This is a genomic window from Christiangramia fulva (assembly GCF_003024155.1).
Classification (GTDB): Bacteria; Bacteroidota; Bacteroidia; order Flavobacteriales; family Flavobacteriaceae; genus Christiangramia; species Christiangramia fulva.
This window is the reverse complement of record NZ_CP028136.1, coordinates 2,301,107-2,317,553: the sequence shown is the minus strand read 5'-3', so window position 1 is coordinate 2,317,553 and position 16,447 is coordinate 2,301,107. Positions and strand designations below refer to the sequence as shown.

Here is a 16,447-nt window from a genome sequence, read left to right as displayed (position 1 = left end):
AAATAATATGAATTGTTCTATCTTATTACATTCCCTGAACAAGCTCTTGCTTATTGTAATTCTTACAGCTTCTGCCTCAATTGAAGCACAGGAATTCCAACGAAAGGAATTCAATTTCAATTCAAAATGGAAACTGAAACCGGGTGATATAAAGGGAGCTGAAAAAGCAAATTTCAATGACAGGAAATGGAAAGAAGTCACCCTTCCCTACGCCTATAATCAGGAGGAAGCTTTTGAAAAATCCATTTACGAGCTTAGTACGGGAATAGTTTGGTACCGCAAGAAATTTAAACTTCCGGAAGAAACTGAAGGTAAAAAGATCTTTCTAGAGTTTGAAGGAATCAGGCAGGGAGGAGAGATCTTCTTAAACGGTCAAAAAATTGGGCTTCACGAAAACGGGGCGATGGCCTTTGGATTGGATATTTCCGGGGAGGTACATACAGGAAACAAAAAAAATGTGATTGCCTTGCGTATAGACAACAGTTGGGATTACCGTGAAAAGGAAACAAATGCCAAATACAGGTGGAACGATCATAATTTTAATGCCAATTATGGCGGAATCCCTAAAAACGTGAAGCTTCATATTGCCAACAAGATATATCAGACCCTCCCTTTATATTCCAATTTGAAGACCACAGGGATTTATGTCTATCCCACCGACTTTAACATCCCGACCAAATCTGCAAGGATCAATGTCGAGTCACAGGTAAGAAATGAAAGTGGTTCTGAAAAAGAAATCTCCATGGAGGTTGAAGTAATCGATTTAGAGGGGAATTCAATAGGTAGTTTTTCCACTGATCCTGTTACCCTCGCTTCTGCAGAAACCAAACTTCTAAAAACAGATAAAAAGCTGGAAGGCCTGAATTTTTGGAGCTGGGGCTATGGCTACCTCTATGATGTAATCACCAGGATCAAAGAAAACGGGAAAATTATTGATGAGGTAAAGACAACCACAGGCTTTAGAAAAACAGATTTCAAGGAAGGCAAAATATGGCTAAATGACAGGGTAATCCAGGTAAAGGGATACGCTCAACGTACCAGCAACGAATGGCCTGCCGTTGGAATGTCAGTCCCCGCCTGGATGAGTGATTTCAGTAATGGAATGATGGTAGAAGATAATGCCAACCTGGTAAGATGGATGCATATTACTCCCTGGAAACAGGATGTAGAATCCTGCGACAGGGTTGGACTAATGCAGGCTATGCCTGCGGGCGATTCCGAAGGAGATTCCAAAGGAGCGAACTGGGATCAGCGCGCACGTCTAATGCGGGATGCTATTATCTATAACCGAAACAACCCCAGTATCATTTTCTATGAATCGGGCAACGAAGCAATTAGTGAACCCCATATGCACCAAATGAAAAGCATAAGAAATACCTTTGATCCTCACGGTGGCCGAGCAATTGGCTCCCGGGAAATGCTGGCCAGTAGGGAAGCAGAATATGGGGGAGAAATGTTATATATTAACAAAAGCGCCCATATTCCTATGTGGGCTACAGAATACTCCCGGGATGAAGGCTTAAGAAAATACTGGGATGAATTTACACCTCCTTTTCATAAGGAAGGAGAAGGCCCCCTTTATAAGGGGGAGCCAGCCCGTGCCTATAATCATAATATGGACGCACACGCTATTGAGGATGTTGTGCGCTGGTATGATTACTTCAGAGAACGTCCCGGAACAGGGGAAAGAGTGAGTTCTGGTGGGGTAAATATTATTTTTTCAGATTCCAATACACATTACCGCGGGGAAGGAAATTATCGCGGCAGCGGGGAAGTAGATCCTATGCGTATTCCAAAAGAAGGATATTTTGCCCACCAGGTAATGTGGGATGGCTGGGTTGATATTGAGGATCATAGATCCTATATCATTGGACACTGGAACTACAATGATACTATTGTTAAAAATGAATATGTAGTTTCCACCGGTGATAAGGTTCAGCTCTTTCTAAACGAAAAATCCTTAGGTTATGGTGAAAGGAGCAACGGCTTTTTATTCACTTTTAAGGATATTGCCTTTAAACCAGGAACATTGAAGGCTGTAAGCTACGATTCCGAAGGGAATGTATTAAGTGAAACTGAAAAACATACCGCAGGAAAACCTGTAGCAATTAAATTGATCACTCATGTATCCCCTACAGGATTCAAAGCCAATGGAGCAGATATTGCCTTGATAGATGTTGAAGTGGTAGACGGAGAAGGAAATCGTGTTCCTACTGATAATTCCGAAATAAGATTCAAAGTAGACGGACCTGCTAAATGGTTAGGTGGAATTGGTTATGGCCCTGGGAACGATATTCTTTCTAAAGATCTTGCTGTTATAAACGGAGTGAACCGGGTAATGGTACGATCCCTTACGAAAGGCGGAGAAATAAAGGTTACAGCCACCTCTGAAGGTTTAACCTCATCAGAAATAATCCTGCGTACTCTTCCTTTTGAAAGTAAAAACGGCCTTTCAGAACACCTCCCAGGAGAAGGTTTAGCCTCTAACCTGGAACGCGGCCCTACTCCCTCCTCCCCTTCATATACAATAAAAAGGAAACCTGTTTTTATTGCCAAAGCCACAGCTGGAGCTAACGAAGAGGAAGCCTATAATAGCTATGATGACAATGAATTAACGGAGTGGACAAACGCAGGGCAACTTAGCAATGGTTGGATCAATTATGAATTAGTAAAACCATCCTTAGTAAGCAAATGTGTGATAAAGTTGACCGGATGGAGAAGGAAATCCTACCCTATCAGAATTTTAGCCGATGGAAACGAAGTATACAAAGGAGAAACCGAAAGAAGTCTTGGTTACATCACCCTTCCTTTGGAACCCACCGTGACGGAAAATATCCGGATCGAATTGATAGGGGCTAATTCAGAAGAAGATGCATTCGGTGATATTGTAGAGGTAGATCCCACCAAAGAGCTCGATTTGTACAAGGACAAAGAAGCCGCCAATGCAAAAGGCCAGCTACGAATCGTAGAAATAGAATTTTATGAATAAAGCTTTTATTTTTTCTCTCTTATTTATTTTTAATCTCTCTGCAGTCGGCCAGGAACAGGATAAAAAATTTACCATCATCAAAGGGAATGAAGTTGCCTCTATTGTCTATGACAAGGATGGCTCTTCTCTAGATTCCATTTCAGCCTATCTTTTAGCTGAAGATATTTTTAGGATCTCTGGTAAAAGGCCTAAGGTAAGTTCAGGTATTAAAAAAAATGGAGGAAATCTAATTCTAATCGGGGAATTAAATTCTGAGTTAATTAAAGGTGCTATCGGCATTAAGAATCTTCCTCCTGAGTTCCATATCCAAAGGGAGAGTTATATGTTTAAAACCGCCTCTCATTCTTCTTCATCACAGCAGATTTTTGTGATAGCCGGAACCGATCCCCGGGGAACTGCCTATGGAGTCTTTGAGCTTTCTAAAACGATAGGGGTATCTCCCTGGTACTGGTGGGCCGATGTTCCTATGAAAAAAAGGAATGATATTGTCCTGAATGAGCCAGATTTTTTTTCCAAGGAGCCTTCAGTAGATTATCGCGGCATTTTTTTAAATGATGAAGATTGGGGCTTACAACCCTGGGCAGCAAAAACCTTTGAACCGGAAGTTGGTGATATTGGACCTAAGACTTATTCAAAAATTTTCGAATTACTCTTGCGTTTAAAAGCGAACACCATCTGGCCGGCAATGCACCCCAGCACCAGGGCCTTTTTTCATTATCCCGGAAATCACGAAATGGCTTCAAAATATCATATCGTAGTGGGTAGTTCTCATGCAGAGCCAATGCTGCGGAACAATGTAGATGAGTGGAATCACTATACTATGGGAGATTTCAGCTACGTTTCAAACCGGAAGAATGTATATAATTACTGGGAAAAAAGAGTCAAAGAATCTTCGAATTTGGATGCAATATATACAGTTGGAATGCGCGGCATCCACGACAGTGGGATGGAAGGAGTGGAAAGCACTGAGGAAGCCGCCAGAGTTCTTTCAGGTGTAATCCAGGATCAACGCGCACTTTTAGAAAAATACCGGAAAGAACCTATTTCAGAAATCCCACAAGCCTTTACGGTTTATAAGGAAGTCTTGGGCCTATATGATTCAGGAATGAAAATACCAGATGATGTTACCATTATCTGGACTGATGACAATTATGGGTATATCAGGAGGTTGAGCAACAATAAGGAACGCCAAAGAGCTGGTGGTGGCGGGATTTACTATCATGCATCCTACTGGGGAAGGCCACACGATTATCTTTGGCTGAGTACCACTCATCCAGGTCTGATTAGAGAGGAAATGATGAAAGCTTATAAGACTGACAATAAAAAAATCTGGATCCTAAATGTGGGCGACATAAAACCAGCCGAATATAATATTCAGCTATTTATGGATATGGCTTATAATGCTTCAAAATTTGAGGACCCGGAATACCTGAATCACCATTTAAGTTCTTTTTACACATCTGTATTCGGAGAAACCTATGGTCCCGAAATTGCCAATGTCAAAATGAAATATTATCAATTGGCGTTTGAACGCAAACCCGAATTTATGGGCTGGAGCCAAACAGAACCTACCACTTCAATAGATACCACGGCTTACAGCCCCTTCCTGGCTGGCGATGAAATCAGCAACCGTATTAACCAATACGAGAATCTTACATTGCGGGCTGAAAAAATTAAAAAAGAACTAAAACCTGAATATCAGGATTCTTATTTCCAATTAATATATTATCCTGTAAAGGCTGCTTCCTTTATGAACCAAAAGTTTCTGTACAGGGACCTGGCCATAAAATACCAGGCTCAGAATCGTTACAATGCCAAGGAATATGAAAAATCATCTGGTAAAGCTTTCGACAGTATAAAGGCACTTACCCATAAATACAATCATGCAATTGCAGGAGGGAAATGGGAGAATATCATGGATATGCAGCCACGGCGGCTCCCCGTGTATCAAAAACCTGAGATTAACTTAGAGAATTTAAAGCAACACCCGGAAGCTAATACTCCTGTAGGAATTGCCGTAGAAAATCAAATAAAAGCAGGGATCTTCAAATTACCCGTCTTCTATGAAAAATCGCCTGAAAAGCATTTTTTTGATATTTTCCTCATAGCCTCCAAAACTCTGAAATGGAAAATACTGAAAAAGCCTGAATGGATGGTGCTGAACAAAAATGAAGGAGAATTAACGCCCTCTCAGGTTTCAGAAAGAATCTTCGTTGGCATTGATTGGCAAAAATGGAATCAATCGGGCAGACCAGGTCGGGGCAAAGTCAAGATCAGAGCGGCTTCTGAAAATTTCAGCCTTCCCGTAAAAATTCATTCTTACAAAACGACAAACAAAACGCCTAATATTTTTGTTGAAAAAAACGGAGTTGTTTCAATTTATGCCGAAGATTATACGACCAAAACTGATAGGAAAGAATACTTTTGGAAAAAGGTACCTGGTTTAGGCTACAGCAGTAATCTTATGCAGGCCCACCCCTTCACCAGAAAGCCTTTAGAAACTTCAGATTTAAAAGATTCGGCACCATATATGGAGTACAGCATCATTACCGAAAGTGAAAGCCGGAATGCCGAACTAATTCTAAACGCTCTTCCCACCCATCCAATCACCAAAAATCACGCTGTAAGGATTGGAGTCCAGTGGAATGAGAACGCTATTAGAATCGTGGATTTTCAGACATATGGGCGAAGCGAGGAATGGAAGCAAAATGTTCTAAGGAATTTAGCGAAAATCACTATTCCTGTTGAAGTTAGGGAAGCCGGAAAACAAAGCCTGAAAATCTATATGATTGACGAAGGAGTGGCCCTGGATTTTATCTATTTAAAGTTGCAAGACCTCACGTTGCCCTATAGTTTATTACCTGAAACCAATTTTAATCCGAAAATCTCTGATTGATTAATCCAAGGCATTTAATTTATCAGAAAACAGCCGGAGACAGTTGAAAAAAAACCGATTATAACAGATATCAAAATGAAAAATAAATATTTCCTTTTCATATTCATTTTAGCCTTATCCAACAATCTGTATTCCCAAACTAGGAGTATTCAGGAAATTGAGACCTGGAAATTTTTTCAGGGCAAAAATGAAAATGCATATCAGAAAGATTTTGATGATTCAGACTGGCAGGAAGTAAACATACCTCACGACTGGGCAATTTCCGGGCCTTTTGATAAAGAGATCGATAAGCAAATTGTTAAGATAGAACAAAATAACGAAGAAATCGCCACTGAAAAAACAGGTCGAACAGGTGCTCTTCCTTTTATCGGAACTGGCTGGTATCGAACAGTTTTGCATATTCCGGAATCTGCCCAAAACAAACAGCTTATGCTCAATTTCGATGGGGCTATGAGCAATGCCGAAGTTTTTATAAATGGAAAAAAGATAGGAAACCGCCCATACGGCTATAGCTATTTCTATTTTGACGTGACCGACGAACTGAAAAAAGGGGAAGATAATACTATAGCCGTTAGACTGGAAAATCTGCCTAAATCATCCAGGTGGTATCCCGGCGCTGGGCTATACCGAAAAGTACGGCTGATTACCAAAAACACCGTCTCATTTAAACATTGGGGCCACACTATTACTACTCCGTTTATTAATTCTAATGAGGCCAAGGTCACTATCAAATCTGAGGTCCAGGGAACCAATCTATGTGTAGAAACTATAATAAAAGACAAAAATGGGAAAAAAGTCTCTTCAAATTCCAATTGTCAGCAGTTCGGAAACCAGATCGAGCAAAACATAAAGGTTAACAATCCTAAGCTTTGGTCGCCTTCCACGCCCTACCTCTATACTGCTGAAATTAGGTTATTGCAAGATGGTGAATTGAAAGACCAGCAAGAGATAAAATTCGGAATAAGAGAAATAGAATATACTCCCGGAGGATTTAAGCTGAATGGAAAAGTAACAAAATTCAAAGGCGTATGCCTTCATCATGATCTTGGACCGTTGGGGACTGCAATAAATAAAGCTGCACTAAGAAGGCAGCTCAAAATCCTTAAAGACCTGGGATGTAATGCTATTCGTTCAGCTCATAATATGCCTTCCCTGGAACAACTTCAATTGTGTGATGAAATGGGCTTTCTGGTAATCGCCGAAAGCTTTGACGAATGGAAAAGGCCAAAAGTTAAGAATGGCTACAACCTGTATTTCGATGATTGGGCTGAAAAAGATGTAGAAAGCCTGGTAAGAGCTACAAAGAATCATCCGAGTATCGTGATGTGGAGTGCGGGAAATGAGGTGCCAGATCAATTTGGAAGTGAAGGGGTAAAACGCCTGCACTGGCTTCAGGATATTTTTCATCGGGAAGATCCCACCAGGCCGGTAACGGTGGGAATGGACCGCGTAAAAGCAGTAATGGAAAGTGGCTTCGGGGCTGTTTTGGATATTCCCGGACTCAATTATCGCGTACACCTTTATGATGAAGCTCATCAGAGATTCCCGCAAGGGTTCATCCTGGGTTCAGAAACAGCTTCAACGGTCAGCTCCCGCGGCATCTATAAATTCCCTGTTAAAACAGGTTATAATATCACCTATCCTGATCTTCAATCCTCTTCCTATGATCTTGAATATTGCAGCTGGTCCAACATTCCTGAAGTAGATTTTATTGAACAGGATGAACATGATTGGGTTTTAGGAGAATTTGTCTGGACAGGTTTTGACTATCTTGGGGAACCAACACCTTATGATGATTACTGGCCGAGCAGAAGTTCCTACTTCGGTATGGTTGATCTTGCAGGAATCCCTAAAGATCGTTATTATTTGTATCGCAGTCGCTGGAATACAGAAGATGAAACTTTGCACATCCTTCCACACTGGAACTGGGAAGGGCGCAAAGGTGAAATCACACCTGTATTTGTTTATACAAGTTATGATAAAGCAGAATTGTTCATCAACGGGAAAAGCCAGGGAATCCGCGCAAAGAATAATAATTCTCTCATGGAAAGGTACCGACTAATGTGGGATGATGTGGTTTATGAGCCCGGAAAAGTAAAAGTTGTTGCTTATGATGAATATGGCAATCCTGCTATGGAAAAAGAAATAGTTACAGCGGGAAAACCACATCATCTAAAGCTGGAAGCAGATCGCGCTAATTTGATCGCAAATGGCGAAGACCTGAGTTTCGTCACCGTTTCAGTGGTAGATAAGGATGGAAACCTCTGTCCCACTGCAGCCAATCAACTGAATTTTCAGGTAAAAGGAGCCGGGGAATATCGTGCAGCCTGTAATGGAGATCCAACTTCTTTAGAAATGTTCCATTTACCAACAATGAAGACTTTTAGTGGAAAGCTGGTGGTTCTCGTAAAATCTACCGCCCAAACCGGAAAAACGGAGCTTATTGTTACGGGTAAGGGATTAAAAACAGGGCAAATTAGCTTAGAAATTGAAGCTCCAAAATAATAGGTTTGACTTCAACAAAAATATAGCAAGAAGGAAATCATTGGGTTTGATTACTGCAGTAATTCCAAAATTGATTTTTCAACGGAAACCCAATGGGAATAACCTTCTTCAGTAAGATGCACCCCGTCTACTGTAAAATCCCTGATCATCATTCCGTCTTTATCCACGAACTCTGAATAAAGATCGATTACCGTGTAGAAACCTTCTTTCTCATTCCTCTGAATTAAATCATTTAGATGAGCAATGTCATCCATAAGGAATTCTCTCCTGGTGGGCAAAACGGTGCGAACATATACCTTAGTGGAAGGAGATTTGGCAGAGATTTCTTTTGCTATTTTCAGGATATTATTGGCTATATACTCTACAGAAGGCACAATTCTATCATACTTCAGATTATGACGATTTTCCACATCGTGATACATATTGAATAAATCATTTATTCCAATAAGAAGGAAAACTGCCCTCGGTTTAAAGTGAATAGGTTCAGCGAGTCTTTTCAAAACACCATCAGAAAGATCTCCTGAAATACCCCTATTTCGAATATCATCCATTTCAAATTTTTCAGCCCAGTCCCCTCCTTTTTCGGTAATGCTGTTCCCTATAAATACTATTTCGTCAAAGCTCAATGGATCTTTCTCAAAAGCTTGAATTCTGCCTTGATAATGCTTTTGAGTCCAATCGTTATGATAGCGCGACACAATGGAATCGGTAGGATATAATGTTTTTACATTTTCCTGAGCTATTCCTTGAACAGAAATAGAGAGAACAACGCCAAGGAATAAATGAAGGGAAAAAAGGTTTTTACTCATATTTTCTTATTTAAAAAATGGACTTTTATGGCTTCAAATTCAGTCTTACTTCTTTATTTCGGTCCACTGTAATTTCTCCTTCTTCAAAATGGAGTTCTGCTACCTGAATGGAGCTTCTCCTGGTTTCATAGTTATCTTTGCCTTGATTTTCCGGTGTCCTTCCAGGATGGGTGAAGTAGAAAATAAATGCCCGGTCTCCTTGTACCACGACATCCGGGTGACCACCTTTTACCTTATCATCTTTTCCAGTGCCGGGTTTTTTCAAAATATTATTCTCTTGCCTTTTCCAATTTTCAAAATCCTCTGAAAAATAGACACTTAAACCATCCCAACTATCCAGGATCATCCAATTCTTTCCTTTCCAGGTAAATATCTTAGCACCTTCTCCCCTGTCACCAACTACTTTTTTCCCGCTATCCTTCCAATGGTACAAATCCTCACTATCTGCATAGTAGATAGATTTCCCATCATTCTCATTGTTGTAGTACATTCGCCAGCTGCCATCTGGCAATTTGAAAACGCTAGCATCAATAACTCTTTCTGAGGACAGTTCAAGGCTGGATTCGTATTCCCAGTTAATAAGATCATCACTTGTGAAATGAGCTATACTGCGTGGATGATACCAGTCTTCAAAAATCCCTGGTACGATGGTAAGATACATATGATAAGTCCCTTTGTGTTCTATTACATCTGGTGCCCAGTAGGTAGCTTCAGAATCCTCCAGGAGAGGATAGTTGATATTTGCGGTTCCTTTATACTCCCAGCTGGCTCCACCATCCTGAGATTCTGCAATTCCTATTTTAGTTCCATGTACCCAACTTACCCCCGGCAATGTATCTGCCCTTGCACGGCGATTGGTATAGAACATAAAATGCTTTTTTTCGGCTGGGTTCCAGATCACCACAGGGTCTGCAGCACCATCAAAAATTGGATCCCGGTATAGTGGTTTTTCAGCTACGTTCAAAACCTGATCTGCTTCTGATCTTCCTGAACCGCAAGAGAGTAAAATCAAACAGATTATTAGTAGCACAATTTTTTGATGGTATCTCATGGTAAATGATTATTATTTAAAGTAATTAAAAGAATTTGTGCTTTTATTTTACCCATAATCCTGCGTTTCAATCTCTTTGATCTTTCTATCCTTTAAAGCATCACAATCCTCGATTTCAATCTCTCCGGAATCTTTTATCTTTAGCACCGGGGCATTTTCAACTTTTTGTGCATCCACATTAAACAACTCCACATTTTTAACATCATCTAAAATAAGGGCCGGCCTAATCTCATCACCTAAGTGATAAATATTTATGTCATGTATTTCAATATTCTTCGCATGCCTCACAAAAAAACCATAAGCTGGCATTATGCCCATTTTAGCAGGCTCTGGATAAGTTTTAATATGTTCCGGTACAAGTTCCTGGATCTGGGTTTTGGCAGAATCCAGAGGCCTGTACCAGATATTGATATTACTAAAGCGTACATCTTCAATATAATGACCGGGTATTCCGCTAACAATGCTGGAAAAATGTGAATCGGCATTGTAAATATTAATATTACTGATATTAATTCTTCTTAATTTCCCAATAGGAGTATTCTCCGGACCACGCATTCTGCCCGCTAGTCTCAGAAAAAAGGGAGAGTTGGTAAGATCACGCATGGTGATATTGCTAATGGTTACATCTTCCAGGAGCCCCCCATCCACAGTTTCCAAAGCAAGACCACGGGAATGTTCAAAAACACAATTGCTAATACTGATATTTTTAAAACCCCCATTAGATTCGGTGCCGAATTTAATCCTCCCGGTTGGCCCTTCCTGATCTGGTACCAGATGCCCTTCCTTGGTTTGAAATGTCCCATCTATAAGAGTACCTACATCGTAGCCCGAAACCTGACAGTTAGTAATGGTTACATTTTCAGTTGCCTGGGGAAATCCCAGGGCGAAGGAACTTTTCAGCACAATAGCATCATCATTCGGCGAATTAACGGTACAATTGGATATCCTTACATTCCTGCAGGCATCAATATCTATCCCATCCCGGTTGGTATCAATCTTAAGATTATCTATCGTGAAATTATCCACTCCTGTAGCGAGAATTCCAAAATGCCCGCCTTTAATAACGGTAAAATCTTTAAAGACAACGTTTGTACACAGCTTTAAAGCAATGGTTTTATTCCCTCCACCTTCCCACATAAGGTGACCGGCAGGAATCCCTTTTTCGTCCCATTTTTGATATGCATAAAAACCGCGACTTAGATTTTCTCCCAGAATGATACCGGTTCCTGATATTGATATATTATTAAGCCCTATACCCCAAATAAGGCTATTTTTCCAGTAGCTGTGGCCAAAATCCTGGTAATTATTCCCGGCCCCCTCTCCAGGAGGATCATATCTCCCACCATCATTTTTACCCGCAGCTTTTAAAATAGCCCCTGCAGACAGATACAAATGAATATTACTTTGTAAACGGATAGAATAAGAAAGATACGTACCAGCAGGGAAAAATATAGTTCCACCACCTGCTTCTGCAGCTGCTTCTATAGCATTATTAATCGCGTTTGTATCGAGAACTTTCCCGTTTCCTGTGGCACCAAAATCTCGTATATTATAATATGACGGGGAATTTGCAAAACCCGAAATCACAATTAAAAATATACTGATTATTGAAAATGCAGATTTTTTAAATTTGTTTACTCTTTTCATAATTTATAAAGCTATCCCATATGAAAAACTATTCGTAATGATTTTTCAACTGGAGAGTTATCGAGATTAGTTTCCATAATATCGGCCATATAATCCCACCATTTTCTTAAGATAGGTTCTTCTTGTAACTTACTGGTGTCTGCATTCTTTTTTACTTTCTGTACAGCAAAGAGAATATTGGTTTCCGGATCAAGAAAAATACTATAATCAAAAATGCCATTTTCAGATAATAGCTGACTCAGCTCAGGCCATATTTCATCATGTCGCTTTTTATATTCTTCTTCATATCCCGGCAACAATTTCATTTTAAAAGCTTTAATTTTCATTTTTTATATTTTAAAATTTATCAGGATCATATTCGCGATCCAACCAGGATTTTGGAACAGGTACAATGCAAAGGTTCATGGTACGATCATCTTTAGATAGCATAGCAGACTGAATTAAAATTTCTTTTCCATTGGGCTTAAAGGTGGGGTGTAGATGGTCTGCCGCCGTAGGTTTATGCCCGGTGGTAACCATTTTCATCTCCCTATTATTTCGATCAATAAGATAAAGACTTCTTGAAAAATCATCTCCTACCGCCCACCTTCCATCCGGGGAGCCATGTACATGCCAAAGACCGCTACCACTTTTCGTCTGTCCGGCAATAATCATTTCCCGGGTTCTTAAATTTACAATAGCCAGGCCTGTAGGTTTTTCCCGGGTTCCTGAAGGTCCCCAATTGCTTTCCTGCCCGGGATTTTCAGGGTTTCTTATGCCTCGACTATTAGTAACTTCCACAGGAGCTTCTTCTTCTATATCAACTTTACGATGTCCCATTATCGCAATAGCTACCTCATCTTTTGAAATTACGGCCTCATGTGTAACCCATTCATAATCAGCCTCAGGATATAAAGGTCGTAACCCACTGCCATCAGCATTCACAAACCAGGTTCTTTGTGGAGATTTTCCTCCTGTTTCCCAGGAAAATATTATTTCTCCGGGTTTCCAGAGATTGGTTTGAATATGCCCAACCTGAAAAGGTACTGAGACTACATGTTTTATTTCTCCCGTTTTTATATCCATCATAGCAATTCCGCCGGGTCCTACACCCATATTTCGTGGGCCGAAATTTTCTTCTACCTTAACCCTGGGATCGATGTATTTAGCCGCCTGTTTCTTGCCTACTCTAAAGTAGACTTTATCTTCATTAGCATCTAAGGCCATATCTCCGCTGGCACCCACTTCTGCAGGAATTTCCCCGCAAATCCGCTGATAAGCGCTTGCCGGCTTCAGTGTTCCTGCTTCACTATCAGCAAAAAGTTTCTCAAGATTGGTCTCTATAATTTCCATGGTAAGATTTCTCACTTTTGCATTATCTCCCGACGCCTTTCTTCGCATGTAATACAGTTTCATGGAACGTTGAGCAATGTCAAGCATTCCATTATAACCACCCTCGGTTACCTGAATAATAACCCCGGTATTTTCATTTACGGCCATCGCTTCGCCTCTTACCATATTTGAACGGAAAATCACCCAATTCCCATCAGCAGTCCATTGTGGATGGGTTTGATAAATTTTGGAATCACCGTGGGCCGAGCTTGTTAAAAAAACAAGATCAATTCCGGTGACGGGATCTTTAACTACTTTTTTTTCTGAAGGGAATCTTTTTCCTATTTGAGCATTTACAGAAAGGGAAGAAAGAGCTATTAAAAGTAAAGAACTGAAATTTTTTTTAAATTTCATTTGTTACAAAAATTAAAACTTATTAAATTTTTCTATAAATAGCCTGAAAATATTTTCTATTGAAACTCCTAATTCACCTTTGAGTTCAAGTGGATTCATAACGAGCTGAGCCCATAACCTGTAGAAATAAAAAAAAAGCAGAACAAAACGAATAATTTAAAAAAACTCTTCATTGATCAATCCTGAACTTTTAATTGAAGTGAACTGTCATTTATTTCAAACGAATTATTTTTTAGCAACATAATCATTTCTCCTCCAGCAAGCAGTACTGGACCGTATCCATGAGCAGCATATTTATTGATGGGTCTGTAATAATAAAAAGCTGGATCAAATCCCATTCCTGTACCAACGCAAGTTCCTTCCACCTGACCTTCATCATCGACCTTTGTTGAAACTGCATTCCACGCTAACATAGCCATTGGAGCATATGCCATTTTATCAATATATCCTCTATTAATAGCCCTAGTGATTGCATAAGTAAATATAGCTGTAGCCGAGGTTTCAAGATAGGTATCATTCCTATCGATTAACTGATGCCAAAAACCTGTACCATCCTGGTATTTTGACAACCCCCGAATGTGAGCCTGCAACTGTTTTAAAACATCCTCATAACCAGGATGATCTTTGGGTAATACCTCCAGCAATTCTACCATTGCCATCAAAGCCCATCCATTTGCCCTTGCCCAATGGTATTGAGGTTTGTCTTCCATTGCCTGAACCCAACCATGCATAAATAAACCTTTATCTTCATTAAACATTCTTGCTGAAAATTGTTTTACCTGCTTCACGGCATCATCAAAATACTTTGTTTTCCCTGTCAATTCTCCCATTTGAGCAAGTGCCGGAACAGACATAAATAAATCGTCCAGCCAAAGTGTGTTATCCTGAGGCCTGTTACGGGCAAGTGTGCCATCGTTTAACCTATACTGATTATTGCTGATATAATCAATAAAGTTTTCTATAACTGGGCGTAGCTCTGCATCCAAGCCTTTACGCTCCGCCTTTATCATTGCCGCGCAAATGGCGCCGGCATCATCAAGCGCCCGCGGATGTAGGACCGATTGTACCGGGGAATTTTCAAAGGATTTCCCCCTATGCTGTGTTGCTATATTTGCAATAAGTTTTATCCTTGAATCTGTGTATTCTTCAAAATATTTTTCCCCCGTTGCCTCCGTTGCCAATAACATTCCGGCATAAGTCACACCCCATTCGTAACTGGTTAAACGAAAAGAAGCAGGGGCAAACGCTATACTCCCATCCAGATTATTGAAGTTTTTGACTGCAGAACTGTCTTTTGTATTAATTATTCCTGCAGGGGTGCTTTTATCTAAAAATTGATAAACCCTATCCAAAACTGCCTTAACTTCAGCTATTTCGGGAGCTTTATATGGTACAGGATAATTCGGTTTAAGAAGATGAAGGGGAGTAGTTGCATCGTTAATCTGAGCGAAATTTTTACTTGAAATTAGTAAGAATATACTGGAGAGAATTAATAGAGATTGCTTAGAGCACATAGGGAATGTTTATGTTATTGTGAACGTCTCGAATTTAATTAGGAACGACCTTAAATCTATCCCGTCCTGTCCTGTTCCTTTCTATTTAACAACCACGTCCCAGACTTTTGATTTTCTGGATTCGCCGGCAGGTCCTTTTATTGTGAGAACCACTACATATTTTCCTCCCTTCGAATAATAATGTACAGGATTCTTTTCTATCGAAGTTTGGCCATCTCCAAAACTCCACAACCGGGAAGTCACTTCTCCTATGGACTCATCAATAAATGCAACCTGACGACGATCCATATCGATGATCTTATAAGACCAGTCGGCTTTAAACTTTTCACGGAATTCCTTTTCCAGTGGCATAAGTTTAAACGGGAGGGCATACGAAGCGTTACCATACATGGTATGTTCTTTGGAGAGATTCCAGAAACCGTTATTAGGTTTCTGATTAACCTCATCATAGTCTATCACCGCCCAGGATAAGCCTATATTTCTATTTTCCTTCAGAATAGATTTTACGGCCCTCGAAGGATCATTCCCCGCATAATCAAAAGGAGTAATCCAAAACTCCAGAACAAGCTTACCACTACTTCCAGGCTCAAAGTTATAGGAATAAGCCGCGTTGGCATAAGGAAGATTCTTGATCCACGGCTGGCTCCCCCATACCATTGTCCAATCCTTTCCTTTTGCGGGAGTAAAAATATGGTAATTCTGGGCATGAACGCCGTGAAAAGAAAAGAAGGCATCAAGGCTATCCATAGCTTTATTAGGATGAAAACGATCTATAAAAGGTCCGCCCGACTGGTCTCCATCAACAATTAATTCAAAAGTATCATTATGAAGTCCGGGTAATGAAAAATCCCAATAATCATCATAAGCTTCATAAAGAAAATAAATTTTATTCATTCCTTTTATCCAGCCCACTTTTACCTGCACGGCAAGATTTAAAGAATCTACTTCAGTGTATTTTCCACTGTCTTCCCGAAGCTCATTTATATCCACGACATATTCTTCTGGTACTATTTCCCAATCGCTTGGATCTCCATTAATCACGGGGATTTTATTGGCAGGAAATTGAAAAATTTTATAACTTCTATTATCCTGAGACCAGCTGATACTGGTAAAACTAATAAGAACGAGAAATATTATTTTTTTGCTCACTATGGTAAGTCCTTTTGGGACGATGAAGATACTATTCATTTTTTCAATTTGTATTGCTTCAAATTATTGGGGATGACCTGTTCCTCCTTCAAAATTAATTAACTGAACATTTTCAACATTTTTCAGCCATAAATGCATTGGTAAAGTCATCAGGCACATCTT

General features: G+C 40.0%; 10 protein-coding genes. 3 read left to right on the top strand and 7 right to left on the bottom strand.

Features of this window, described 5'->3' with window-relative positions; translation table 11 throughout:
- Window positions 1-7 precede the first annotated feature (7 nt).
- The 3 genes from C7S20_RS10310 to galB all read left to right on the top strand — a co-directional run bounded on the left by C7S20_RS10310 (window position 8) and on the right by galB (window position 8,390).
- Entirely contained in the window at window positions 8-2,989 is a 2,982-nt protein-coding gene (locus tag C7S20_RS10310; RefSeq protein ID WP_107012401.1) for a glycoside hydrolase family 2 protein, read from the top strand.
- On the top strand, window positions 2,982-5,885 hold the full coding sequence (locus tag C7S20_RS10305) for a glycosyl hydrolase 115 family protein (RefSeq protein WP_107012400.1): 2,904 nt from the start codon (window positions 2,982-2,984) through the stop codon (window positions 5,883-5,885). Before C7S20_RS10310 ends, C7S20_RS10305 begins: the two co-directional genes overlap by 8 nt.
- Before the next feature lie 75 nt (window positions 5,886-5,960).
- The gene (gene galB / locus C7S20_RS10300) at window positions 5,961-8,390 is read left to right on the top strand and encodes a beta-galactosidase GalB (RefSeq protein WP_107012399.1); all 2,430 of its coding nucleotides are present in this window, start codon (window positions 5,961-5,963) and stop codon (window positions 8,388-8,390) included.
- A gap of 50 nt (window positions 8,391-8,440) precedes the next feature.
- On the opposite strand, the gene C7S20_RS10295 is transcribed toward galB, so the two are convergent.
- The 7 genes from C7S20_RS10295 to C7S20_RS10265 form a co-directional block, all read right to left on the bottom strand.
- Window positions 8,441-9,199, bottom strand: a complete 759-nt coding sequence (locus tag C7S20_RS10295; RefSeq protein WP_107012398.1) for a GDSL-type esterase/lipase family protein — start codon at window positions 9,197-9,199, stop codon at window positions 8,441-8,443.
- Window positions 9,200-9,224: 25 nt separating this feature from the next.
- Window positions 9,225-10,250 carry a glycoside hydrolase family protein gene (locus tag C7S20_RS10290; RefSeq protein WP_107012397.1) on the bottom strand — a complete coding sequence of 342 codons (1,026 nt, stop codon included), beginning with the start codon at window positions 10,248-10,250 and terminating at the stop codon, window positions 9,225-9,227.
- Window positions 10,251-10,298: 48 nt separating this feature from the next.
- A complete protein-coding gene (locus C7S20_RS10285; protein ID WP_107012396.1) occupies window positions 10,299-11,897 on the bottom strand; it encodes a rhamnogalacturonidase in 1,599 nt (532 codons plus the stop codon).
- Between the two features lie 11 nt (window positions 11,898-11,908).
- The gene (rhaM, locus tag C7S20_RS10280; RefSeq protein WP_107012395.1) at window positions 11,909-12,223 is read right to left on the bottom strand and encodes an L-rhamnose mutarotase; all 315 of its coding nucleotides are present in this window, start codon (window positions 12,221-12,223) and stop codon (window positions 11,909-11,911) included.
- 10 nt (window positions 12,224-12,233) lie between these two features.
- A complete protein-coding gene (locus tag C7S20_RS10275) occupies window positions 12,234-13,622 on the bottom strand; it encodes a TolB-like translocation protein (protein ID WP_107012394.1) in 1,389 nt (462 codons plus the stop codon).
- A gap of 176 nt (window positions 13,623-13,798) precedes the next feature.
- A complete protein-coding gene (locus C7S20_RS10270) occupies window positions 13,799-15,136 on the bottom strand; it encodes a glycoside hydrolase family 88/105 protein (protein ID WP_107012393.1) in 1,338 nt (445 codons plus the stop codon).
- A gap of 81 nt (window positions 15,137-15,217) precedes the next feature.
- Window positions 15,218-16,324 (bottom strand): PKD domain-containing protein, encoded by a 1,107-nt coding sequence (locus tag C7S20_RS10265; protein WP_107012392.1) that lies wholly within the window; start codon window positions 16,322-16,324, stop codon window positions 15,218-15,220.
- Window positions 16,325-16,447: the final 123 nt, after the last annotated feature.